The organism is Atopobacter sp. AH10 (assembly GCF_003664595.1).
Taxonomy (GTDB): Bacteria; Bacillota; Bacilli; order Lactobacillales; family Aerococcaceae; genus Atopobacter.
Genome location: NZ_QXPZ01000031.1, coordinates 1 through 22290, shown reverse-complemented (window position 1 = coordinate 22290; position 22290 = coordinate 1). Strand labels below are relative to the sequence as shown.

Genomic DNA, 22290 nt, shown 5'->3' with positions numbered 1-22290 from the left:
ATAAGATCTTTCATGAGTTCCTCCTACTAGTTTTAATCTTGGATTGAGTCATCTTGCATACCGTATTCAATTTCCCAAGTATTTTTACGGTTTAATGGCGTTTTGGGGCGAATATTTTGGTCAATCACCTGTCCATTTCCTTGATGCTCCACCTTAATTTGTAACAGTTTAGCCAAATGATCCACATCTCTTATGCTCCAGCCTGTCATATCGGGCATAAATAAATTACCTTCTGTGATAAGAAAAATACGACTAGAAGGAAATGGACTTTGACCCATTTCAGGATACTGAGCAACAACCCTTTGTCCTTGGCCAATGACTTCTACTGGAGCCATTTTATTGTCTTTCAACGTTTGACGAGCTTTTGAGATTTCTTTCCCGACAAGTTTTGGCATCATCAAATGACTACTTGTTTCTGAGGCATCAACAATGTCACGACTAGCCTTTTTCACCAGAGGATTAAAAATCTCACTCACCATACTCGCACCCGTTACTTGTAGAACATTTTGTTGGGGTTGACGGATCATGACATAAGCAATATATTCAGGATTTTTGCTAGGGAAAAAACCTACGACAGAATAAATGTAATTATTGCCTTGCCTATAATATTTACCTGTCTTTTTATCTGTTTCTTCCGAAGTACCTGTTTTAGCTGATAAATCGATGCCTTCTTGCTTATATATTCTCCCTGTACCTTCTGGTGATTCTACCACAGTACGTAAATATTTCAACGTTTTGCGAGCACTTTCTCTGGAAATGACAGGGTCTGATGGATCCGCCTGATAACGTTCCATTAACTTTCCTGATGATGAAATCGTTCGATCATAGACATGTAAAGGCATCATACGCCCTTGATTCGCAATCGCTGTAAAAGCTTGGACTAATTGAGCTGTCGTCACAGATACCCCTTGCCCAAAACTTGTGGTCAAGCGAGTAAAAGGGTTGTCAAATGGATTATTCCCACTAATTTCTTGGGGCAAATCAATACCGGTCTTTCTTCCTACGCCAAAAGCATCCATGTATTTTTTCCATTTCTTTACCCCCATCTTTTGCACCAAGTTAACAAAGGCAACATTAGATGAACGAGCCAGGCCCTCTAAATAGGTTATTTCACCCCAGCCTTCTGGTTGCCAGTCCGCTATTGTTTCTTTTTGAAACTTAATCTGACCAGACTGAAAACGTTCATTTGGATCAAATACCCCTTCATTAATAGCAGCAGCTAAGGTTAAGACCTTCATCGTCGATCCCGGCTCAAATGTCTCTTGAATGAGCGCATTGTTCCAAGATTTATCGATTCCTATTAAAGTATTAGGATCAAAACTCGGCCTTTGGGCACTAGCAACAACAGCCCCTGTTTTGGCCTTAATCAAAATAGCCTGCATGGATTTAGCTTGATATTTTTCTTGAGCTTGATCCATCAAATTTTCCAGAAAATGTTGCATACCTGTGTCTAAAGTGAGCTGAATATCCGCTCCCACATGTGCTTCACGGATCAATTTTTCACTTTGGGGTATCATTCGTAGACTTCCATCAACTTGTCCAATACTTTTACCATCTATTCCAGTCAAGCTATCATTATATTGCTTTTCAATCCCTATCTGGCCTATCAGGTTATTCGTTTTTTCTTTTAACTTGGTAAAACCCACTATATGCGAGGCATAAACACCATTTGGATAAATTCGAGCTGGATTAGGCGTGAAAGCCATTCCTGTTAAGCCTGACAACTCCAATTCTTTCTTTTGCGACTTACTTAAATTACTCCCAGCATTACCAAACTCTAATTGATCCTTATTGGAAGAAAGTCGGCGAAGTGTCTGATCGTAATCAACGCCTAATACTCTGTTTAAGGTCAGCGCCATATCCTTTTTTTGACTGTCCAAGACATAGTTAGGGTGTTTCTTATCTTTCGTCCATTTATGAGTCAAAATAACCGTCAAATGATAACTTTCTCCTTCGAAGGCGATTGGCTGCCCTTGATTGTCAAGGATTTTCCCTCTTTTACCATGTACATTTCTTACAGCGGTAGAAAGTTGCTGTGACCTTTCCTTAACGTCTACCCCTTGATAGCGGCCGGTGATCATTAGTCTCCCCATGCGAATGCTAACCATCAAAAAAAAGACAATCGCTATGAGACATAAGCTGACTATAACCACTTGCTGTTGGCTTCGTTTCTTATTTTTCATTCGCGATCGTCCTTACCTGTTCATCTTTTAATGTCATACCATGTTCTTTTGCTATTTGAGAAATCCGATCATAGCGCGTTAATAACTCTTTTTCTTCTTTTAAGTTGTTTTGCTCAATCTCTAATTTCTCTAATTTTTCTTGTTGCTCCCCTAAAGATCTATTGACTCCAGCTAAACGTTGGTGACTCACTATAGTAATAGTGAGAAGGAAAGTTAAGAGCAAAACAATGACAGCCATACCCGATTTAGAAAAACCAACTGTTATTCGTCGACTCTTACTCTGGCCTTTAATAACAAGTGATTGATCTAATCCTTTCCCAAGAAGTTGCTGATTTAACAAGCCTTCTTTTTTAGAAAGCAGTAGGCGTTCTGCCATTTTCTTTCCTCCTCTCTACGCACTAAAAGTCTTCTTTATCCGTTCATTTTTTGGCTTTTACCCATCCCATTTTACCCGCTCAATCACGCGTAATTTGGCACTTTCCGAGCGAGAATTTCCTGCCATCTCCTCTTGTGAAGGCAAAATAGGCTTTTTGGTTACCAATCGATAACTAGCTGTACGTTGTTCAGTTGGTAAAATAGGTAAATTTTTAGGCATGTCATCTTTAATACTTGATGCCTCTTTAAAAATAGACTTCACTAATCCATCTTCTAAAGAGTGGAAAGTAATCACACTCATCCTTCCGCCAACTTTCAAGCGTTTTAACCCTTCTGTCACAGCCTCTTCGACGGCAGATAATTCATCATTAACCGCAATACGAATAGCCTGAAAAATTCGCTTGGCTGGGTGCCCACCCTTCCGTCTTGCGGGAGCTGGAATTGCTGTCTTAATAATGTCTACCAATTCTAAAGTGGACTCTATAGGTTTCTTCCCTCTCCTTTTTTCAATTTCTCTGGCAATTTGTTTCGAGAAACGCTCTTCGCCATAACGGTAGAAAATACGAACCAATTCTTCATAAGGCCATTCATTCACAATTTCTCGAGCCGTCAATGATTGCCGTTGATCCATCCGCATGTCAAGAGGAGCATCAAAGCGATAAGAAAACCCTCTTTCTGGTATATCTAACTGAGGGGATGAGACCCCTAAGTCAAAAACAATGCCATCTACTGTTGAAATATTCAATTCATCCAAGCAAGGCCCTAATTCACGAAAATTTCGATGAATCAAACGTAAACGTTCAGCATCTATTTCTTCGGAAAAACGATCAAATCCATTCATCAAGGCTAATAAGTCTTGGTCAAAGGCTATGACCCGCCCTTCTTTATCTAAGGCATTTAGCAAATAGCTCGTATGCCCTCCTCCACCAAATGTACAATCGATGTAGCTTCCTTGAGGATTGACGTTGAGAAGATCAATCGCTTCATTTTTTAACACTGTTATATGTTCGAACATCTTCTTAACCCTCTTTCTAGAAATCTATTCCCATCAAATGTTCAGCAATATCATCAAATTGCTCTTCTGTTTCAGCAGTAAATTCTTCCCACAAGTGACTAGCCCATATTTCAATTCGGTCACTTACACCGACAATTCGGCAATCCTTTTCAATAGCCGCATAATCAATCAATTCTTTAGGAATGTTGATACGTCCTTGTTTATCAATTTCTACTTCACACGCAGAAGAGTAGAAAAAGCGAACAAAAGCTCGAGAATCACGTTTAGAAATAGGCAATTCTTTTAGTTGTTGACGAACTCTTTCCCAGGAAGAACGGGGATAGCCAAACAAACAGCCATCCAAGCCACGTGTCAGCACAAAGGATCCATCTAGCTCTTCGCGAAATTTAGCTGGAACAATAATCCGTCCTTTGCTATCGATCGTATGTTGATACTCTCCGATGAGCATAGATGCCCCCTCCTTCCTCACCATTCCCTTCCCATTCTACCACATACACCCACTTTCTACCACATCCCTCCCTATTCTTTTCTATAATCGATACATTTTCATACTCTCTTACATTTTTCTGGCTATCATAGGCTTTTTTAGCCCATCATCTGTCTATTAAAACTTGCCCAAAGAAGCCCTTTTGCCTGACATTTGTCATGATTTTGTTTTGGAAGCCTTGTCAAAAGACTATTTACCTGTATTTTTTTAAAGATGTGGGGGGAAGTGGGGGGAGAGAAAGCAGAGAAAAGTCCATACAGGTCAATTCGCCCCCACTCATTAGCTTAGATAAATTTTTTTGGGGGGAGGAAGTGGCAAGAAAGATACGATTAACCCCTTTCTCATGGTAAGCGGTCAATAGGTTGAATTTTTTAAATTTGCCCAAGTAAAAAAGCATGTCGATGGTATCTTTATAGATACTTTCGACATGCTTCTATTAAATTGATTGAGTGATTTAAATCCTATAACTAGTCTTCTTATTTCTACATATGTCTTGTTAAGTTAGGCTATAAGGCTTGATGTGTGTCCATGACTTTTTGGTAAACAGCCATTAACTCTTGCCCTATAATCTGCAAATTATTTTCACATACTTTTTGGTAAGCTCGCTCTACCATTTCTTTTCGTTCTTTAGGATGTTCATGTAACCAATGTATCTTTTGGGCAAATTCTTGATTGGATCTTCCCTTTAATACCTCTACTCCATCTCTTACCCAATCTGCATAAATAGGAATATCTCGAACAATAACAGGCGCTTTCAAGGCCATAGCTTCCAATAAGACGATCCCCTCTGTTTCTTCATAAGTAGGGAAGAGAAAAGCATCTGCCCCTACATAGGCTTGCCTCAAGAACTTAGGATCTACATAGCCTGCAAAGAGCAGATTATCCGGTGCCTCATCAATTGCCCTACTGACCCTTGTAGGAATTTGCCAACGTTTTGTTTCTCCATACCAAACAAATTGAACACCTGGTTCTTGTTTAGCCAATTCAATAACGTCCATGATCCCTTTACGTTCAATCCACAAACCCACACAAATCACTACTAGTTGATCAGGCGCAAAATTTCGACGAATTCGAAAGGCTGTTGGATCGACTAAATCACGATTAAATTTATCTAAATCAATCCCATTAGATATCACATGTATCGGTGGAAAGTCTACTGGGTAAGAAGTTAAAATAGATTTTGCATATTCGGTCGGTGTAATAATAGCATCCCCTTGACGGTAGGCATAACACAACCAACGCTTGAAAGCAGGTGCCAAAAAGTTGGATCCAGTAAAAGAATGTTTAAAGTCCTCCATAGTAGAATGAGCATGCATCACTACTGGAATCCCCCGTTTTTTGATCTGATGCGCCAATCGACAGGATTGAGGATAGTAGGTATTAATATGCGCAATGTCGAAATCAGCATGAGGATCTTTGACGATTTCCACTCCAAGAGCTTTTAAGGCTTTCTCTTGATGTTTTATCGCACGGCCTAAACCCGACTTTCGCACCAAATGTTCTAACTCTGTATATAACAAAACTCTCACTCTTCTGACACTTCCTTTTTATCGGCTTATTCTCATTCCTCATAGCCACATGCTTTTTAAGCCGATCAAAGATTTCCTTGACTTTCCCATCCTATCTCGCTTAACTTTTTAAAAGAAAAAAGGTAAAAGCTTATCTTACAGCCTATCTAGCATTCTAGTCTTCTTCAATCTAAACGAATAAGCAAAAGATTAGCTAAAAAAGTATTTTCGCTCACAAAAGGAGACACTTTTTCCCCTATATATAAACCCTCTTTATTTGGCAACAAAGTTCCAGTTTATCAAAAAGTAAGGCACTACTTATTCCTAAAAATGAGACTAGAGCAAAATAAAGCGACTAATGTTGCCACAAATGAACTATTCCAAGCATGAATAAAATACAATGCAGTCCCCATAGAATGATAATAGCACTGTTAATATACATCTTGGTAAAAATTAATGACGACTTCTCTTTTTTCGTCAAACGAAAAAGGCCTAACCACATCAACCCCCATAAAGATAGCCCTAAGAACATAGCGCCCAAATAAGTACGTCGAAAGGCAATATAACTAGCTAGGACAATAGAAAGGATTAAAGTAAAAAAAAGTAGCGGGCGAATAGCTCTTGAAAGAAAACGACCTGGCTCTAGTTCTCTTCTTAACTTTTTTAACATAAACCCTAGAGCAATAGGGGACAGCATAACAAGCAGGAAATCCATCCATTGTTTCATCGGCATCCCTCTTTCTGAAAATGCTAGTCATTCTGTTTGTATTATAACAATTCTTTTTAAAATCGCCAAAATTTTCTGGGTTTTTTCTTCTTTTTGTTCCTTTTTCTACAAAAAAAGAAAAACCCTTTTTCTTAACAGCTGGTAAAGGATCCAACTGTCTTGAAAAAGGGAAGCTGCCAAGAGCTTGATTTATTTCTCAATAACTTCTTGACCTTTGTATTGACCACATTCTGCGCAGACGTGGTGGCTACGGATCAATGAACCACAGTTAGGGCAAAGGGTCATGCCTGGCACTTCAAGTTTGAAATGCGTACGGCGTTTGTTTTTACGTGCTTTAGACGTTCTTCTCTTTGGTACGGCCATGTCTTACACCTCCTATGCATTGCGTACTTGAAATGGGAGTTACTCGGCTGATTCCTTATCGAGCCATTGTTCTAAGGCCTTCAAGCGCGGATCGGTGACATCAGCCAAGTCACGTTGCCGTTTCCGGTACGTCTCTTCTGTTAGAACCTCCCAGCCCTGGCCAGATGGTAAAGGGGATTCACCCGTCTTTTCATCTTCAGCTAAGACTTGAAGGGGCAGTGCAAGTAATACAGCATCCTCTACAGCTCGTTTTAAATCCAGTACATCACTAGACAAAGGAAAGACGACTTCCGTCCCTTCTTTCATTTCTCGTGTCAGGTAACTGGCTTCAACGTATCGTTCATCTACCGTCCCTAGAACAGGAATCTCAACTGCTTTTAGAGAACGTGATGAAGGTAGAGTGACTTTGACCTCTACTTGCAAGTGAACGATGACGCCATGAACATCTGGCAACAAATGTCCAGTTACATGGGCTGTGTCAACAGCGAGTATACTTTCATCTCTATCTAAAAGAGTCGTCAAGTCTACCCTTTCATCTACAGAAATTCCCGCTTGCTGTTCTTCTTGTATGTCTCTAACGGACCAACGCATGTTTTCACCCCTAGTACAACTATTAAATTATAACGTTAGAATAAGTAACTGTCAATCAAACTAGACTTTTTTCTCTTTTTGTGATCGAATTCCTAATTTTACGGTTTCAGAAACCAACAATTTTTCAGCATCGATGATATTAAAGCGTTTCAACTCATCCTGGCTATTCACATAAGATACCTCAGTACAGCCTAAAATAGTCGTTTCTGCTCCCATATCCTTAAAGCTTTGTAATATATTTTCGTATAGCTCTAAATTAGCCGTTGCTCTCACTTTTACATCATCATAGATCAACTGGGTGATCTTCTTTTGGAGCGCTTCATCCGGAACAATTAAATCCCAACCAGCTTCTTTGGCTACTTTTTCATACAAGCCACTTTGCGCTGTCCCTGCTGTAGCAAAAAGCCCTACTTTTTTCCCTGAACCCAAAATCTTTAACTGGCGGCCTACTAAATCTAACATATTCACAATAGGAATATCTGTAGCAGCCTGCAAGTCTTCAAAGAAATAATGGGCAGTATTACAAGGAATAACCATAAAATCTGGCTTTAGCGGTTCTACTTGCCTGATATCTTCAATCAAAGATACAGCAGGATTATCTACTGATTTCTTCAAGATATATTGAGTGCGATCTGGTATAGTCGCATGATTGAACAAAAGATAGTTCAAATAGCCTTGATCACTATCTGGATGATAGCGACGATTCATTTCATTTAAAAAATTTGTGGTGGCTAAAGTGCCCATCCCACCTAAAATTGCAAAAAAGTTCTTCATTGTTCTCCTACTATTCACCTTATAACGACGCTCTAACTATTTTCTACAAACTCCACTCTTTAAAAGAAACTAGTCCTTCAGCCTTTGTGGCTAAAATAAGAATAGCCATTTTATATTTGGTGCGCCTTAAAGAGCTTTCTATAGAAATTGATTTTAGAAAGAAAGACATACCTTTTCCGTTTAGCAGAACTTTCATATTTATAATCTAATGGATGGGAAACATCCCCATTCTTGTATAGCATTTTCACTAAACGTTTTGCCCCTGAATTTCTTAAAAGATATAAGAGCAAAGCTTTTGGTAAGAGAGTAAACAGATGCGGTGTTGTTTGTGCCGATAGTTCGACTGGTCGATTATACAAGTAGTCCTCAATATAGTAGCGTGCCACATTCTGCCCACCAGCTGTGACATAGTAATTGCTCACGCCAAGACGAGGGTTCAACTCAAAGAATACAAACTCTCCTCGTTTTTTGTCATAAATCAAATCAAAGTTTGCAAAGCCAGTAAAGTCAAATGCTTCCATCAATTTTTTCACCTGTTCAAATACATCACTATGATCATTTTCAGTTAAAACGACCAAATGATTGCCTACCCCACCCTTGGAATGGTCTTCAACCAAAATCCGTCCAAAAGATAAGAGTTTAACTTGGCAATCGTGGATGGATCTATAGCAGGTCACTACAGCTTGATCTGAGTCTGACCCTTCAATCCACTCTTGAATGATAAAGGCATCTGGATAGCCCCCATTCCGCATTAGTGTTAAACAGTTTTGCGCTTCTTCTGCATTTTCGCAAAAGTATACCTTAGCTTTACCTTTGAATTTAAGATTTTGATAGCTAGGTGTGATAGCAGGTTTAACGACTAAACGTCCCTTGGCATCTTTTGGCAAAATAGGCTCTTTTACTGTCCAAGTTTTAGGATAAGCTACCCCAATCTTTTCACACATCTCATAGAAACGTGCCTTGTCTACCGCTTTCTTTAGCGTTGACATATCCACATATGGCACCGTCCACTTGTCAGGAAACACCTTCCTATACTGAATAATATGTTCTACATACCAGTCCTCAGACCCAAAGACTATTTTTTTAAGATTTGGATACTTGTCCTCTAATTCTCTCACCAAGTCATTCATACAGGTCTCAAAATTTTCACGAATATCTGGGTAAAAATGGTAATTGACAATTTGAGAGTCCATCACTGGGCCTACTTCTGCTTTTAAAGCCAATTCAGATGGAATTTGATAGGCTTCATGCATAGCACGTGCGAGGCTATAAGCTCCTCTATTTCCTCCAAGAATAACTGGTATAAATTGTCTTTCTACTTCCATATTCACCCTCCTAACAATAGGTGTGGTGCGGCATAACAGTATGACAAGCCCCTTTATCATCAACAAAGAAGCGTTTGAACCAAACTAGGAACACATAGGCCGTCCATATCCGACGCCCATAGTCCCCCTTTTGATCACGGTGGTCATCTAGCAACTGTAAAAGAACATCGGATTCAAAGAATTCAGAGCTGATATCGCTAAGGAACATATCGTGTACAGCAGTAAAGAATGGTTCCTCTCGTAGCCAGTGCCTAATAGGTACAGGGAAACCGACTTTTTTACGGTGAGCCCAAGCATCCGGCAAGACTTCTTCTGCTGCTTTCCGTAAAGCTACCTTGGTATCTGTATAATCTGCTCTATAACGTTCTGGTAATGTTTTGGCTAACTCCATGACTTCTTTATCCAAAAATGGAACGCGAAGTTCAAGCGAATGCGCCATACTCATCTTATCAGCTTTTTGCAAAATATCTCCAGGCATCCATAGATTCATATCAAGATATTGCATCTTGTTCAAATCAGATTGCCCTTTCACTCGCTTATAATAAGGCATGGTCACATCTGTAGAGGTCATCATCGTTTCATATGGTTCACGAAGAATGCTGTAGGCCTCTTGATCAGGGAAAACTAAGGCTTGTCCAATAAAGCGGTTTTCTATAGGTTGAACCCCTCTATCCACAAATTGGCTTATTCGGCTAGGTGTCTTCCCTTCTTGATGCCAAATATGTTGGGCAATCTTGCGAAGACCCAATGGTAATTTCCGGTAATAGTCTGACAAACGTGTTGGTTGATACCAAGCATAACCCCCGAAAATTTCATCCGCTCCTTCACCTGAAAGAACTACAGTGACATCTTTTCTCGCTAATTGTGCCAAAAAATACAAAGGTACTACTGAAGGATTGGAATCTGGCTCATCCAAATGATACATAATTGTTTCCAAAGCATCAAAAGCTTCTTGGCCTGAAATAAATTGACGCTTATTTTCAATACCTAATTGCTTAGACAGATCTTGAGCAAGGTCGGTTTCATTAAAGGATGATTCATATTGGTCAAATCCAACTGAGAAAGTCGTTTCTGGTTTCAAGAGCGCAGTGACTAAGCTTGAATCCACACCGCCAGAAAGGAAAGAACCTACCTTAACATCAGATAGCTTGTGATAAGCCACAGACTCCTTCATGGTGTCTTGAATATCTTTCACATAGTCATCCAAGGAACGACTTTCATCTGTTTGATCATGGAAGCGTTTGCCCCAATATTCTACAGATTTTTCCACTTTTCCTTCTTTAACCCACATGTAGTGAGCCGGAGCCAATAAGTATACTCCCTTAAAGAAAGATTCTTCTAAAGGATTATATTGGAAGGTCAAGTATGGGCGTAAGGCCAATTCGTTAAATTCTTTAATAAAGTTCGGATGATCTAGGAAACTTTTAATTTCCGACCCAAACAAGAAGCTCCCGTCTGTTGTATGGTTCGTGTAATAAAGAGGTTTAATCCCAAAACCATCACGAGCCATAAAGGCTTCTTTCTTTTCTCTATCCCAAATAACGAAGGCAAACATCCCCCGTAACTTGGCTACAACATCCTCACCGTACTCTTCAAAGCCACGAATAATGACTTCGCTATCTGTTTCTGAAATAAAGTCGTGTCCTAATTTTTTTAAATCTTCACGAAGTTCTTGATAATTATAGATTTCCCCATTAAATACCATCACATAGCGTTCGTCTTGGCTATAAAAAGGTTGATTACCACATTCTGTCAAATCAATAATCGACAAACGACGAAAACCTAAAGAAACTTGCTCGTCTTCAAAATAACCTGCACTATCTGGGCCACGATGAACAATACGTTTCATCATTGCATCTAAAATTTCGCGATGCTTTTCTAATTGCCCGTCGCTACCATGAATGCAGCCTACAAATCCACACATGAACTATCTACTCCTTATCTAATGACTGGCTTTTTCATTCGTTGCCAAACCCCATATGGGTGATACCAGTTTTCTAGAACAATTTCTACTTTTCTATCTATTGGGTTGAGTTGATCATACAGCTTGTAACTGGCTAACAATTTCCCGCTAGCTATTCCTTTTAACCAATTTCTCCCCTTTTCACTGGCTCCTAATATCCTGCGTGCTTGGGAACTGAAACGTTGATCCATAGCCATATCTTCCCTTGTCAGTTGAAATACTAAGCACATTGCTAGACGTCTCAGCCTTGCATAGGTAATCCTTCGATGGTGACTAAGCCTTAACCAATCTTCATAACTTACTGCTTCTTTAGCAGCAGTAACTAGTCTTGGACCAATTCCCTCGTCCACTCCATAAATCGATTCTATCTGTTTCATCGAACTCGTTAGTAGGATATGTTGCAACAGAGGCCAAAAATCATACGGCTCTATCTTACCAAATTTGATGAGAGATTTTAATTCTTTTTGAGGAATCCAATCAAAAATAGGAAAATTCTTAAGCTTTACTTCCACATTTTCCTCTCTAAAGATCTGACGGAGGATACTCCCTGAGACTTGTTCACAATTCTTATCCAGCTCTTTTTGATCATGTGCTGTTGCTCTTTTATATAAATAAGGCGTCATAGCTTGATCTAAGTCAGCATTTGCTAAAGCGTAAGAAAGAGCTAATTGACTATTCGGTTGTTGCATAAATCGTTCAACACAAGTTCCCGACCAAAAAGACTGTAGCCTTTCTGCATAACCTACTTCTCCTTGACCTTTCGAACGAAGAGCCTGCTTTAATTTTAGAGGATCAGCTGCTTTGACCAACTGACTTGCCTGAAGGAGTTGATCCGCACTCCCCCATTCACTACCGCATAAGAAAGCCTGACAAGACGCCATAGATAAACTATGAATCCCAGCTGAAGCAAAACGATCCGCTGCCTGCAAACTCCCCCAAACTGGTTGGCCAATGACTAAATCTACTCCAGCATCTAAAGCCCATTCTGTTCTCGTTTTAAGATCTGCAAAAGCAATCTCTCCCCGTTGAACTAAATCCCCACTCATTGCCACCACAATAACATCTGCCTGAAGACTTTCTCTAGCATAATCAATTAAGCGTTGATGGCCCAAATGAAAAGGATTAAATTCAGCTACTATGCCAATCGCTCTCACTTTTCTTCACCCTTTCGGCATGAGAAGAATAACCTTTCTGCTCCCTCACTATCGATTGGAGCTTTATTAAAATCTGAAGAAGAATAAACTTCATCAAAACCTGCTTCATGTAACCATTGAACAATTTGCTCAGGTGGATAAGTCTTTTCTTCATGATCTTCATCATATCGGCGATAGGTCAAGTCGCCCTCTTTGTGATAGAGCGTTAAATGATGAATCACATGGTAGTCTTGCCCTAGCTCACTCTCCCAAAAAAGATCCCAATCATCCGTCTCTTCACGATAGATAAATCCATCAAAATCTTCTATATGGGCTAAAGAATGGCAATCGAAATGCCACCATCCCCCTAGCTTTAATTTTTGATAAACTTGTTGAAAAACTTTTTGCCAATCGTCATCCTCTAAAAGATAACACAGGCTATCGCAAAAAGAGACAATCTGATCAGCCTTAGGGAGAATGGATAAATCCCTCATATCTCCTTTTAGATAGCTAATCGATCCCTCTGTCTCTCTTCTTGCAATAGCCAGCATGTCTTCACTTGCATCTAAAGCAATCACTCTTGCTCCCTCATCACTTAATCTTTGAGCAAGATCTCCTGTGCCACAGCCCAGATCAACAATCGTTTTCCCTTGTAGATCTGGGGTAAAAAGCTTCATGTAATCTAACCATTCATCATACAAGTTTTCAGGCATCAAAGCATGATAAACACTGGCAAAAGCCTTATAGACCATGATAATTTATTCTCCTAATCCCATTTCTTTAGGGCTTAAAATAGGAGCATCTGCCCATAGTTTTTCTACGTTATAATGAGCACGTTCGTCCGGACCAAAAATATGGACAATAACGTCCAAACAATCGACAAGTACCCACTGATTCGTAGAGCGTCCTTCGATATTCTTGATAGCATATCCTGCCTTATAAACTTCTTCAATCACAGCTTCTGTAATCGCATCAACTTGGCGATCATTTCTAGCAGAACAAATCACAAAATAATCCGCCAAAGGAGTCAATTGACTCACCTTCAAAGCTACAATATCTTGACCTAATTTATCGTCAATGGCATGCGTAATTGTTTGTAAAAGTCTTAATGAATCTTCCAAAAAAATATCCTCCCTCAATTATTGTCCCATACTCTTCTCTTGATTTAAAATCATTTGCGCATTATAGATCTCTAGTACTTCAGGGTAAAGCAATTTATGGTCATGAATCAAGTATTGCAAGGTGTGAGTGATTTTAAAATCACAAGCCGCCTTAAGCGATTTTTCTGCCAATAAACGTGCTTCTTCTACTCCTTTAAACTGCCTTGCTGGCTCAATATAGTCAGCAATAAAAAGCACACGACTTAAATTATCCATCTCTTTTCCGCCGATGGTGTGTTGATAAATCGCCTTGTAGATGGATTCATCCTTAATACCTGCTTCTCTCTTTAACCATTCTGCTGCTAAAGGGCCATGCATAATAGCAGACCCATAAGGAATCATTTCTTCATCTAAGCCATATAAACGTACGGCTTCCACCATCTTATCATGGGACCATTCTTTACACAAATCATGCGCCAATCCGCAAAGACCTGCTTTTTTTTGATCCACACCATAGCGTTTCGCTAGCTCAATGGCTGTTGCTTCTACCCGTAAAACATGTTGATATCGTTTTTCACTCAACCAATTTTTAGCAATTTTAGCCACATCATCCCGCGTCATTTCAAAAGATTCACTCATCTATATAAACCCTCCCTCATGACATACTGCCTCACTTTCTCCGGCAAGAGATAACGAATACTCTCCCCTCTCCTCACTGCTTCACGAAGGCTAGTAGAAGAAATATCCAGCAAGGGTGCCTTAAGCCATATGAGAGGATAGGCGCTACTTTTTTCATAACCTGGTCGCTCAAAAGCAGCAAAGCGAATCATCTGTATCAATTCATCTATCCGATACCAATTCGGCAAATCTTCCACCATATCCCCGCCGATTATAAAGGTAAATTCCGTGTCAGCTTCACGTTCTTTTAATAGGCTAATGGTATCGTAAGAATAGCTTTTTTCATCTCTTTCTAACTCAATTGTCTCTAGTCCTATCCCTTTTTGCCCTTCAACAGCTAAACGAGTCATAGCCAATCTATGCTCTATAGGTAAAGTCCTTTTTAAAGCTGCATGCGGTGGTATATGCGTCAACATTAAGCGAACTTCATCCAAATCCAATTGATGTAAAGCTTGATCCGCCAGAATTAAATGACCAAGATGAGGAGGATTAAATGTTCCTCCCATTAGACCAACTTTTTTTACCTTCATCACACGCTTCCCCTCAATGACCTTTTTAAATTAAAGCCGGCCTGGTCACGACATCGTGTCCTTTAGCTGTCCACAATCGCACAAGGCATGGCTCATTCACACAAATCCATCCTAATCCAGAAAAAACAATATCTGTTTTCTGATCTAGGGCAATCTCTTGGGCCTTGAGTTCAAGCGCTTCTCCACTACTTGGTGGTGTCAATAGACCGGCAAAATGTTCTTGATAGAATAAATCCGCCCCATCCGTCTTCGTCCGATGCACATACAACTGATTGGGTAAATAAGTCGTTACGCTTGATTTTTGATTCAAGTCAAAATCTACCCGTGCAAAACCACCTATAAATAGAGTTTGCCGCCCCTTCAACTGATAAGTTACCGGCTTAAGAGTTTTCTTCGGCATAATACTCTTTAAGTCTTTAGCCGACAAAAGATGAGCTAATTGGTGACCTTGAACAATACCTGGAGTATCTACCAAAGAAGCTCCATCTGTCAAAGGAATTTCGATCCGTCCCAAAGTAGTCCCTGGATAATATGAAGTAGTAATTTGGTGCTTGTCTCCTCCAACAGAAGCAATCAAGTGGTTTATCAAAGTTGATTTCCCCACATTAGTCACCCCAACGACATAGACCCAACGGCCCTTTCTGAAATATTCAATCGTTTCAGAAAGATCATCTAGACCCTTATCTTTTTTAGCTGAAATTAAGACAATTTCTTCAGGGTGTATACCTTGATCCGTCAAAGCTTTTTGAATCGTTTGTTTCAATCGTTTTTGGTTAGTTTGTTTAGGGAGAAGATCCACTTTATTGACAACAGCCAAGACAGGATTATTCCCTACATAACGGTGCAGACCTTGTAAACTAGACCCATACAAGTCCATTACGTCCATGACATAGACAATCAAAGCATCTTTTTCAGCAATTTCCGATAGCAATTGCCTGAAATCATCGTTCGATAACGACACTGGAGAAATTTCATTATAATGCCTTAAGCGAAAGCAGCGTTGACAATACATTTGATTTTCGCCCTTTTCCATCGCATTAACAACAGAAGATAAGGGTAAATAGCCTGGTTCTTCTTTATCTTTCGTTTGTAAAGATGCGCCACAACCGATGCAACGTTTGTTATTTAGAAGTATCGTCATTTATCGTGTCCCTCCATTCTAATTTCATTTTCCTTTTCAGCAAAGGAACAACTAATTGACGTTCAATCATTCGATTAGCCCAAGTCTTCCACTCATCTGACTCACTCATTTGTTTAACCCATATGGTTCGAACTCCAGAACGGTTCCCTGACAAAACATCTGTCAACAATTGGTCTCCTACCATGACAACTTGCTCTTTTTTTAAATCTAATAGGTCTAAAGCTCTTAAAATTCCACGCCGACTTGGCTTTTTAGCTCGTGAGATAAATGGAACTTGCATTTCATCAGTAATTTTTTTAACTCGTCCGCCACTATTATTGGACACAACAACCACTTTTATGCCGGACTCTTTCATTAGTCGTACCCAATTTAACAATTGCTCGCTAGCTTCCTTCGTATGCCACTCGACCAAGGTATTATCCAAGTCGGTTAAAATGGCTTGAATGCCTTCTCTTTTCAATTGGTCGGGGGTAATCCGATAGATGGACGTCACCATCCAGGTAGGCGTCAAATACTCTAGCATAAATCCTCCTCTATTTAAAAAAAACCATAGTACACGACTAGCGATACTATGGAATAACAAGACTATTATAAGATGTCAAACACTTCTATAGCTGCTAAATCGATATTATCGAATTCATAGCTTTCATTCCGTTTCAAATCCTCAAAGGTGAAGCTGCCAGTTGTTGGATCATAGGTCACCGCACACACATCTTCTCCATCTCTAGCGAAACGACGAGTTCGATTTGTCTCCTCTGCTTCTGTTGTCTTAGCTAAGCGATTAATAATTTCCTTTAATTTTGAATCGACCATAAGGACATCCTTCTCCTTTGACTAACTTTTTACTTTCAACATTATAACAAACCTAACCGCTGATTTCTATGCTTGTCCCTTTTCTCTCCACCAGAGTTTAATCAAGGCTTGCGTCCCTTCATCAGCATGGCCTTCATTAGCTAATCGTTCATAAAGTTCCTTAGCAACACGAGTAGCTGGTAGGTCTAATTCCATCTTTTCCGCTTCATCCAAAGCAATCTTTAAATCCTTCAAAAAATGTTTCACAAAGAAGCCCGGACTATAGTTATCTTGCATAATTCTTGGCGCATAATTGGTGAGAGACCAGTTCGCTGCTGACCCTGCCCCAACAGTATCCAAGACTTTCTTCAAATTAAGACCTGCTTTTTGCGCATAAACCAACAATTCTGTCATCCCAGTCATTGTTCCAGCTATCATGATTTGATTGGCCATTTTGGTATGTTGTCCTGCTCCATTGTTTCCTTGACGAATCACTGTAGTAGAAAAAACTTCCAATATGGGAAGAATCTGCTCAAACCCTTCCTCTGGGCCACCTACCATACAGGTCAACTGCCCCCTCTGAGCTCCTAAATCACCACCTGACACTGGAGCATCGAAAGCAAAGGCTTGACGAGCTTTGGCTTCTTTAGCAATAATTTTTGCCAAAGTTGGTGTACTAGTCGTCAAATCAATTAAATATTTCCCTTTAACATCGGCTTCAAATATTCCGCCTTCACCAAAATAAATCTCTTCAACATCTGACGGATAGCCAACTATGGATAAAATAAAGTCAGAAGCTTCAACGACTTCTTTGGGACTATCCGCCCACAAGGCACCTGATTTCACTAATTCATCTGCTTTTGATTTTGTCCTGGTATAAACAGTCAAGCTATGTCCAGCATCTAACAAATGACTTGCCATAGCACTTCCCATGACACCAGTTCCTATGAACCCTATAGTGGCCATCTTATCGTCCCCTCTATTATTTGTCCTTATCTCTCTAATCAAATCCAAAGCAAAACTTTCCTTGGATCCTTTCAGCAATTCTTGTCTCTTTTAGCTAGGCTGATTCTTCTTAAGCTTTCTTTCTCTTAGACCTGTAGAGATAGTATTTTCTTCTACATGACATATCCTAGCTAATTAACCAGCAACTTCACTAATCAATCACACTTATTACTTCTGACTCGGTAGCTTTTACGCCCTCTTCTTCCACTCTTTATTTAGCAGAGCGTAGCGATAAATCTCGACAATCTTTTGCCCAAAAAGCTCGCTAGAAATGGATTGCCTTAGCGCCATGCGTGAGTCTTTTGTCGCTTTTGCTGCCTCTAAATCCTCTGTAATAAATTGTGAAGCAATACGAGCTAGATCATTTGTCCCATTAAACAGAACTCCCATGGTTCTATCTTGAACAATATGCTCTAAATACTCATTACGCTTAGCAATAACTGGCAGGTTATTTGCTAAAGCTTCTATATAGGTTAAACCCTGAGTTTCTGAATCCGAAGCATTAATATAGACATCTGCCATTTGGTAGTAGTCAGAAGCCTGATCATGGCTAACTTCTCCAGTAAATTGAACAAAGGGCTCCAAATGCCGTTCAGCAACTAATTTTTCTAAATTTGGGCGATCTGGTCCATCCCCAACAATACACAAACGAGCCTTCTTTTCTGTGGCTAATATAGCAGGGAATTGCTCGATAATGGCTTGGGTATTTTTTTCTTGTGACAGGCGACTCAAAGCAAGCAGAACAAGTGTATCTGACCCATAACCTAGCCTTTGACGAACTTTCTCTCTCTTCACTTCATCTAAATCTGGAATGGGTACGCCAGTTGGAACAACAAAAATTTGTTGCTTCACCCCATAATCAAGAAGAGTTTCTTTAGTTAATTCACTTGGAACGACAACTGCATTCGTATGATCACAATAAAAACGAGTGAGCTCTTTAACATGTTTAGGCTTAATCAACTTCCCATCAAAAATATAATGTAGATAGCGTTCATACATGGTGTGATAAGTATGAATCATAGGGATACGTAAACGTCTAGCAACCAACCGTCCCATTAAACCCAAACTAAATTCTGTCTGTGTATGGACTATATCTAAGCGAAATTTTTTAGCTAAGCGAATGGCTTTCACCGCTCCAGAAAAAGCGATCCGCCTTTCTTTAAAACCTACAAATGGCACACTGTGAAAGCGAATCACAAAAGGATCAGGCTGAGCTTTCGGATCACTGGTTGTAAAAATATAAACCAAATGTCCTTGTTTAACCAATTCCGCTCGCAAAACATCGATGGACGTCGCCACCCCGCTTACTTGTGGCAAATAGGTGTCTGTAAAAATACCAATACGCATGAAAACCTCCAATGATTCCTAGCACTATGCTTTGAGTTTACTACATTATATTTCAAAAGGCTAGGTTATCCCTCCTGAAATCTACTCAGCTTAAAATTTCTTCATCAGTAATTATTCACTCCCGCTTTATAAAACAGATGAAAACAGGCCTTCTCATCCAGCCTTTTCTCCATTAAAAAACTGATCGCCCGAGACAGACGATCAGCTATTTTCTGAACAAAATAAACGATTAAAATGCTAGCGATTAGTGAACAGCCTTTTCAACTAAGGCAACCACTTCTTCAACAGTTGTGCATTCTTCAATAGCTTTATGAGCTAATTCTTTCATTTCTGCTTGACTCAATTTGGCCATGAGGCTACGTGTCTTTAAGATCGAAGAAGCAGACATAGAGAATTCATCTAAGCCAAGACCTACTAGTAGTGGAACAGCGATTTGATCCCCAGCCATTTCACCACACATACCAGCCCATTTGCCTTCTTTATGAGCAGATTCGATGACATGACGAACCAAGCTCAAGATAGATGGGTTATATGGTTGGTAGAGGTAAGATACACCTTGGTTCATACGGTCAGCAGCCATGGTGTATTGGATCAAGTCATTTGTACCAATACTGAAGAAGTCAACTTCCTTAGCAAATTGATGGGCTAAAACAGCTGCAGCAGGAATTTCAATCATGATCCCTACTTCAATCCCTTCAGCTACTGGAACACCTTCACTAACTAACTTAGCTTTTTCTTCTTCCAACATCTTCTTAGCCGAACGGAATTCGCTTAATGTCGCAATCATTGGGAACATGATCCGTAGGCGACCATAAACAGAAGCCCGCAATAAAGCCCGTAATTGAGTACGGAACATTTCTGGTTCATGTAAGCAGATACGAATAGCTCGGTAGCCTAAGAATGGGTTCATTTCTTCTGGCAGTTGCAAATAAGGCAATTCCTTATCCCCACCAATATCCATCGTACGAACCACAACTGGTTTACCTTCCATACCTTCTAAGACAGCTTTATAAGCCTTGAACTGTTCTTCTTCAGTTGGGAACTCAGCAGAATCCATATATAAGAATTCTGTCCGATATAAACCAATAGCCTCTGCCCCATTTTCTAAGGCACCTGATAAATCTTTTGGTGTCCCAATGTTAGCTGCTAATTCAAAATGTTTACCATCTTTAGTAATGGTTTCAGCGTTCACCAATTTAGCCCATTCTTGACGTAAACGTTCGAATTCTTCAGCTTTGGCTTTGTAGCTATCTAAGGTTGCTTGGTCTGGGTTAACGATAACATCGCCTTCTAGACCATCAACAATCACAAGATCGCCATCCTTAACAGCAGCAACAACAGATTGAGTCCCTACTACTGCAGGAATTTCCAAAGAACGTGCCATGATAGCAGAGTGACTTGTCCGCCCACCAATGTTGGTCACGAAACCTTTAACATAACGACGATCCAATTGCGCTGTATCACTTGGCGTTAAATCGTGAGCGATCACTACTACTTCATCTTTGATCGAAGCAGGACTTGGAATACGAACCCCTAATAAGTTCGCTAAAATCCGTTTGCTCACATCACGAATATCAGCAGCCCGTTCTTGCATGTATGGATTATCTTCCATCCCCTCAAAAAGAGTGATAAACATGCTAGATACATCTTGAAGAGCAGCTTCAGCGTTGATAGCTTGGCTTTGAATAGTAGACTTCATTTGACCAATCCACTCAGGGTCTTGAGCAACCATCAAATGGGCATCAAACACTTTCGCTTCATCAGCCCCTAGACGTTCTTTAGCTGTGTCACGAATTTCAGAAATTTGTGATACAGTTTGTTCTACAGCATCATCTAAGCGCTTTTCTTCAACAGCAACATCTACTTGATCAAGCCGATCATAACTGAGATCTGGTTCGGTTAGTAGGTAAGCCTTTGCGATAGCAATCCCATCACTAGCCGCAATACCCTTTAGTTGATCGACCATTACTCTGCCAAACCTTCTTTTTTCATTGTTTCAGCGATGCCTTCAAGAGCTTCTTTTTCGTCTTCGCCGTTTACAGAAATAGTCACATCAGATCCTTGGCCAACACCTAAAGACATCACACCCATGATAGATTTCAAGTTTACGGATTTGCCTTTGTATTCCAATTCGATTTCTGAAGCATATTTGCTTGCAGATTGAACTAAAAGTGTAGCTGGACGTGCATGAATACCAGTTTCAGCAATAATGTGAAATTCGCGTTTTTCCATAATAAGAATCCCCTTTTAAATGTGTATATTTGTGCAAGAGCTCAGACTGCCCTTTCATTTCTTAACCTTACCATTTTTCTGTCAAATAAACAACTATTTCGCTATAAAAAACCGTTCTCATTTCTTATTTGTCACTAGGTCTTAAAACAGATTCTCATTGGCTTTTTTAGCAAAATCCCATTTTACACTGATAAATTTCGTCAAAAAGGGTATAATATTTAGTAAGAACCGTGCCATTTCTTGGGAGGGGGAGACTCATGAAATTAATTAACATTACAAATGGACATGCACAGCTCGTTAATCAACAATTATCTGCAACAGATGCCAAATTAGTAAAAGTTTATTCTTTAGGTCAGTCAACCGTTATTTACTCGGAGGCTCCGACCCATAAAAATATTGTCATTATCAACAAGAAGCGTCCTATAAAAGAAGTAGAAATAGATTTTGTCATCCAACGAACCATTCGACTACCAAAGGAAGAGTTGGAAATCCTTCGCGTCCACAATTTTGTTGAAATTAGCCATACCATTCGAACAGGTCGCCCTAAATTTGTTTCTCTTTATAGTGACTAGGCTCATCTCTTTCATCTATAACTTAAAATGAGTCTACCTTTCAAATGAAGGCGCTTGATTCCACTTCGTTTCGCTTATAGATAGGCTAGGATAGAGCTTAAACAAACTATATTGTCACACTTTTCATGAGATAGCTTAACCCTATCCCTGTAGCAGAGAGTCCTTACAACTGTTGGGCTCTCTGCTTTTTCTTTACCAATCTCTATTTTCTACAGTCTCTTCCTAAAGGCTAAAACTTCCAAATAGATGTTCATCTCTTTTCGATTCTCAAAACTCAGCCTATCTTAGACATTTCATTTTACAATCGACGTCAATTTTGGCACTTTGTCAAATTTTGTTGTTGGTAAATTTTTTAGAGAAAATCACTCTTCTTCGGTTGATATTTGTCGGTGGATTTTAGAATGAACTTAGCCACTCAATTGTGAAAAAAAAAGACGCCATGTAAATTT

Annotated in this window: 24 protein-coding genes; 1 reads left to right on the top strand and 23 read right to left on the bottom strand. The window is 39.7% G+C overall.

Annotated elements, in window-relative coordinates:
• Positions 1-32: 32 nt before the first annotated feature.
• The 23 genes from D3H64_RS06890 to D3H64_RS06780 all read right to left on the bottom strand — a co-directional run bounded on the left by D3H64_RS06890 (position 33) and on the right by D3H64_RS06780 (position 21269).
• A complete protein-coding gene (locus D3H64_RS06890; RefSeq protein ID WP_121565518.1) occupies positions 33-2183 on the bottom strand; it encodes a penicillin-binding protein in 2151 nt (716 codons plus the stop codon).
• A complete protein-coding gene (ftsL, locus tag D3H64_RS06885; RefSeq protein ID WP_121565517.1) occupies positions 2173-2559 on the bottom strand; it encodes a cell division protein FtsL in 387 nt (128 codons plus the stop codon). The genes D3H64_RS06890 and ftsL overlap by 11 nt, the downstream gene beginning before the upstream one ends.
• Positions 2560-2616: 57 nt before the next feature.
• Positions 2617-3573, bottom strand: a complete 957-nt coding sequence (rsmH, locus tag D3H64_RS06880; RefSeq protein WP_121565516.1) for a 16S rRNA (cytosine(1402)-N(4))-methyltransferase RsmH — start codon at positions 3571-3573, stop codon at positions 2617-2619.
• Between the two features lie 16 nt (positions 3574-3589).
• A complete protein-coding gene (mraZ, locus tag D3H64_RS06875; RefSeq protein WP_121565515.1) occupies positions 3590-4021 on the bottom strand; it encodes a division/cell wall cluster transcriptional repressor MraZ in 432 nt (143 codons plus the stop codon).
• 545 nt (positions 4022-4566) lie between these two features.
• Entirely contained in the window at positions 4567-5589 is a 1023-nt protein-coding gene (locus D3H64_RS06870; RefSeq protein WP_121565514.1) for a glycosyltransferase family 4 protein, read from the bottom strand.
• 334 nt (positions 5590-5923) lie between these two features.
• Positions 5924-6295, bottom strand: coding sequence for a hypothetical protein (locus D3H64_RS06865; RefSeq protein ID WP_121565513.1), 372 nt, complete (start codon positions 6293-6295; stop codon positions 5924-5926).
• Between the two features lie 189 nt (positions 6296-6484).
• On the bottom strand, positions 6485-6658 hold the full coding sequence (rpmF, locus tag D3H64_RS06860) for a 50S ribosomal protein L32 (RefSeq protein WP_121565512.1): 174 nt from the start codon (positions 6656-6658) through the stop codon (positions 6485-6487).
• Positions 6659-6697: 39 nt separating this feature from the next.
• Positions 6698-7249, bottom strand: a complete 552-nt coding sequence (locus D3H64_RS06855; RefSeq protein WP_121565511.1) for a DUF177 domain-containing protein — start codon at positions 7247-7249, stop codon at positions 6698-6700.
• Between the two features lie 60 nt (positions 7250-7309).
• On the bottom strand, positions 7310-8023 hold the full coding sequence (locus D3H64_RS06850; RefSeq protein ID WP_121565510.1) for an aspartate/glutamate racemase family protein: 714 nt from the start codon (positions 8021-8023) through the stop codon (positions 7310-7312).
• 110 nt (positions 8024-8133) lie between these two features.
• The gene (locus D3H64_RS06845; RefSeq protein ID WP_158589248.1) at positions 8134-9348 is read right to left on the bottom strand and encodes an ATP-grasp domain-containing protein; all 1215 of its coding nucleotides are present in this window, start codon (positions 9346-9348) and stop codon (positions 8134-8136) included.
• A 10-nt stretch (positions 9349-9358) separates the two neighbouring features.
• Positions 9359-11272, bottom strand: coding sequence for an asparagine synthase (glutamine-hydrolyzing) (gene asnB, locus D3H64_RS06840; RefSeq protein WP_121565508.1), 1914 nt, complete (start codon positions 11270-11272; stop codon positions 9359-9361).
• 14 nt (positions 11273-11286) lie between these two features.
• A complete protein-coding gene (locus D3H64_RS06835) occupies positions 11287-12465 on the bottom strand; it encodes a nucleotidyltransferase family protein (RefSeq protein ID WP_121565507.1) in 1179 nt (392 codons plus the stop codon).
• A complete protein-coding gene (locus D3H64_RS06830) occupies positions 12462-13196 on the bottom strand; it encodes a class I SAM-dependent methyltransferase (protein ID WP_121565506.1) in 735 nt (244 codons plus the stop codon). The genes D3H64_RS06835 and D3H64_RS06830 overlap by 4 nt, the downstream gene beginning before the upstream one ends.
• Positions 13197-13202: 6 nt before the next feature.
• Positions 13203-13565 (bottom strand): ribosome silencing factor, encoded by a 363-nt coding sequence (gene rsfS, locus D3H64_RS06825; RefSeq protein ID WP_121565505.1) that lies wholly within the window; start codon positions 13563-13565, stop codon positions 13203-13205.
• A gap of 18 nt (positions 13566-13583) precedes the next feature.
• Complete coding sequence (gene yqeK, locus D3H64_RS06820) at positions 13584-14183, bottom strand: bis(5'-nucleosyl)-tetraphosphatase (symmetrical) YqeK (protein WP_121565504.1); 600 nt, start codon at positions 14181-14183, stop codon at positions 13584-13586.
• On the bottom strand, positions 14180-14752 hold the full coding sequence (locus tag D3H64_RS06815; protein WP_121565503.1) for a nicotinate-nucleotide adenylyltransferase: 573 nt from the start codon (positions 14750-14752) through the stop codon (positions 14180-14182). The genes yqeK and D3H64_RS06815 overlap by 4 nt, the downstream gene beginning before the upstream one ends.
• Positions 14753-14777: 25 nt before the next feature.
• Positions 14778-15893, bottom strand: coding sequence for a ribosome biogenesis GTPase YqeH (yqeH, locus tag D3H64_RS06810; protein ID WP_121565502.1), 1116 nt, complete (start codon positions 15891-15893; stop codon positions 14778-14780).
• A complete protein-coding gene (locus tag D3H64_RS06805; protein ID WP_121565501.1) occupies positions 15874-16416 on the bottom strand; it encodes a YqeG family HAD IIIA-type phosphatase in 543 nt (180 codons plus the stop codon). Before D3H64_RS06805 ends, yqeH begins: the two co-directional genes overlap by 20 nt.
• Positions 16417-16481: 65 nt before the next feature.
• On the bottom strand, positions 16482-16706 hold the full coding sequence (locus D3H64_RS06800; protein WP_121565500.1) for a DUF1797 family protein: 225 nt from the start codon (positions 16704-16706) through the stop codon (positions 16482-16484).
• A gap of 66 nt (positions 16707-16772) precedes the next feature.
• Entirely contained in the window at positions 16773-17651 is an 879-nt protein-coding gene (locus D3H64_RS06795) for an NAD(P)-dependent oxidoreductase (RefSeq protein WP_121565574.1), read from the bottom strand.
• Between the two features lie 228 nt (positions 17652-17879).
• Entirely contained in the window at positions 17880-19037 is a 1158-nt protein-coding gene (locus D3H64_RS06790; protein ID WP_121565499.1) for a glycosyltransferase family 4 protein, read from the bottom strand.
• A gap of 244 nt (positions 19038-19281) precedes the next feature.
• Complete coding sequence (gene ptsP, locus D3H64_RS06785) at positions 19282-21003, bottom strand: phosphoenolpyruvate--protein phosphotransferase (RefSeq protein WP_121565498.1); 1722 nt, start codon at positions 21001-21003, stop codon at positions 19282-19284.
• Positions 21003-21269, bottom strand: a complete 267-nt coding sequence (locus D3H64_RS06780; RefSeq protein ID WP_121565497.1) for a phosphocarrier protein HPr — start codon at positions 21267-21269, stop codon at positions 21003-21005. Before D3H64_RS06780 ends, ptsP begins: the two co-directional genes overlap by 1 nt.
• A gap of 257 nt (positions 21270-21526) precedes the next feature.
• On the opposite strand from D3H64_RS06780, the gene D3H64_RS06775 reads away from it, so the two are divergent.
• A complete protein-coding gene (locus tag D3H64_RS06775) occupies positions 21527-21841 on the top strand; it encodes a DUF1827 family protein (protein ID WP_121565496.1) in 315 nt (104 codons plus the stop codon).
• Positions 21842-22290: the final 449 nt, after the last annotated feature.

What these genes read in the sequence shown, in the direction of transcription:
- D3H64_RS06890 (WP_121565518.1), bottom strand. Translation starts at nt 2,183, where the DNA reads ATGAAAAATAAGAAACGAAGCCAACAGCAAGTGGTTATAGTCAGCTTA.
- ftsL (WP_121565517.1), bottom strand. Translation starts at nt 2,559, where the DNA reads ATGGCAGAACGCCTACTGCTTTCTAAAAAAGAAGGCTTGTTAAATCAG.
- rsmH (WP_121565516.1), bottom strand. Translation starts at nt 3,573, where the DNA reads ATGTTCGAACATATAACAGTGTTAAAAAATGAAGCGATTGATCTTCTC.
- mraZ (WP_121565515.1), bottom strand. Translation starts at nt 4,021, where the DNA reads ATGCTCATCGGAGAGTATCAACATACGATCGATAGCAAAGGACGGATT.
- D3H64_RS06865 (WP_121565513.1), bottom strand. Translation starts at nt 6,295, where the DNA reads ATGAAACAATGGATGGATTTCCTGCTTGTTATGCTGTCCCCTATTGCT.
- rpmF (WP_121565512.1), bottom strand. Translation starts at nt 6,658, where the DNA reads ATGGCCGTACCAAAGAGAAGAACGTCTAAAGCACGTAAAAACAAACGC.
- D3H64_RS06855 (WP_121565511.1), bottom strand. Translation starts at nt 7,249, where the DNA reads ATGCGTTGGTCCGTTAGAGACATACAAGAAGAACAGCAAGCGGGAATT.
- D3H64_RS06850 (WP_121565510.1), bottom strand. Translation starts at nt 8,023, where the DNA reads ATGAAGAACTTTTTTGCAATTTTAGGTGGGATGGGCACTTTAGCCACC.
- D3H64_RS06845 (WP_158589248.1), bottom strand. Translation starts at nt 9,348, where the DNA reads ATGGAAGTAGAAAGACAATTTATACCAGTTATTCTTGGAGGAAATAGA.
- asnB (WP_121565508.1), bottom strand. Translation starts at nt 11,272, where the DNA reads ATGTGTGGATTTGTAGGCTGCATTCATGGTAGCGACGGGCAATTAGAA.
- D3H64_RS06830 (WP_121565506.1), bottom strand. Translation starts at nt 13,196, where the DNA reads ATGGTCTATAAGGCTTTTGCCAGTGTTTATCATGCTTTGATGCCTGAA.
- yqeK (WP_121565504.1), bottom strand. Translation starts at nt 14,183, where the DNA reads ATGAGTGAATCTTTTGAAATGACGCGGGATGATGTGGCTAAAATTGCT.
- D3H64_RS06815 (WP_121565503.1), bottom strand. Translation starts at nt 14,752, where the DNA reads ATGAAGGTAAAAAAAGTTGGTCTAATGGGAGGAACATTTAATCCTCCT.
- yqeH (WP_121565502.1), bottom strand. Translation starts at nt 15,893, where the DNA reads ATGACGATACTTCTAAATAACAAACGTTGCATCGGTTGTGGCGCATCT.
- D3H64_RS06805 (WP_121565501.1), bottom strand. Translation starts at nt 16,416, where the DNA reads ATGCTAGAGTATTTGACGCCTACCTGGATGGTGACGTCCATCTATCGG.
- D3H64_RS06800 (WP_121565500.1), bottom strand. Translation starts at nt 16,706, where the DNA reads ATGGTCGATTCAAAATTAAAGGAAATTATTAATCGCTTAGCTAAGACA.
- D3H64_RS06795 (WP_121565574.1), bottom strand. Translation starts at nt 17,651, where the DNA reads ATGGCCACTATAGGGTTCATAGGAACTGGTGTCATGGGAAGTGCTATG.
- D3H64_RS06790 (WP_121565499.1), bottom strand. Translation starts at nt 19,037, where the DNA reads ATGCGTATTGGTATTTTTACAGACACCTATTTGCCACAAGTAAGCGGG.
- ptsP (WP_121565498.1), bottom strand. Translation starts at nt 21,003, where the DNA reads ATGGTCGATCAACTAAAGGGTATTGCGGCTAGTGATGGGATTGCTATC.
- D3H64_RS06780 (WP_121565497.1), bottom strand. Translation starts at nt 21,269, where the DNA reads ATGGAAAAACGCGAATTTCACATTATTGCTGAAACTGGTATTCATGCA.
- D3H64_RS06775 (WP_121565496.1), top strand. Translation starts at nt 21,527, where the DNA reads ATGAAATTAATTAACATTACAAATGGACATGCACAGCTCGTTAATCAA.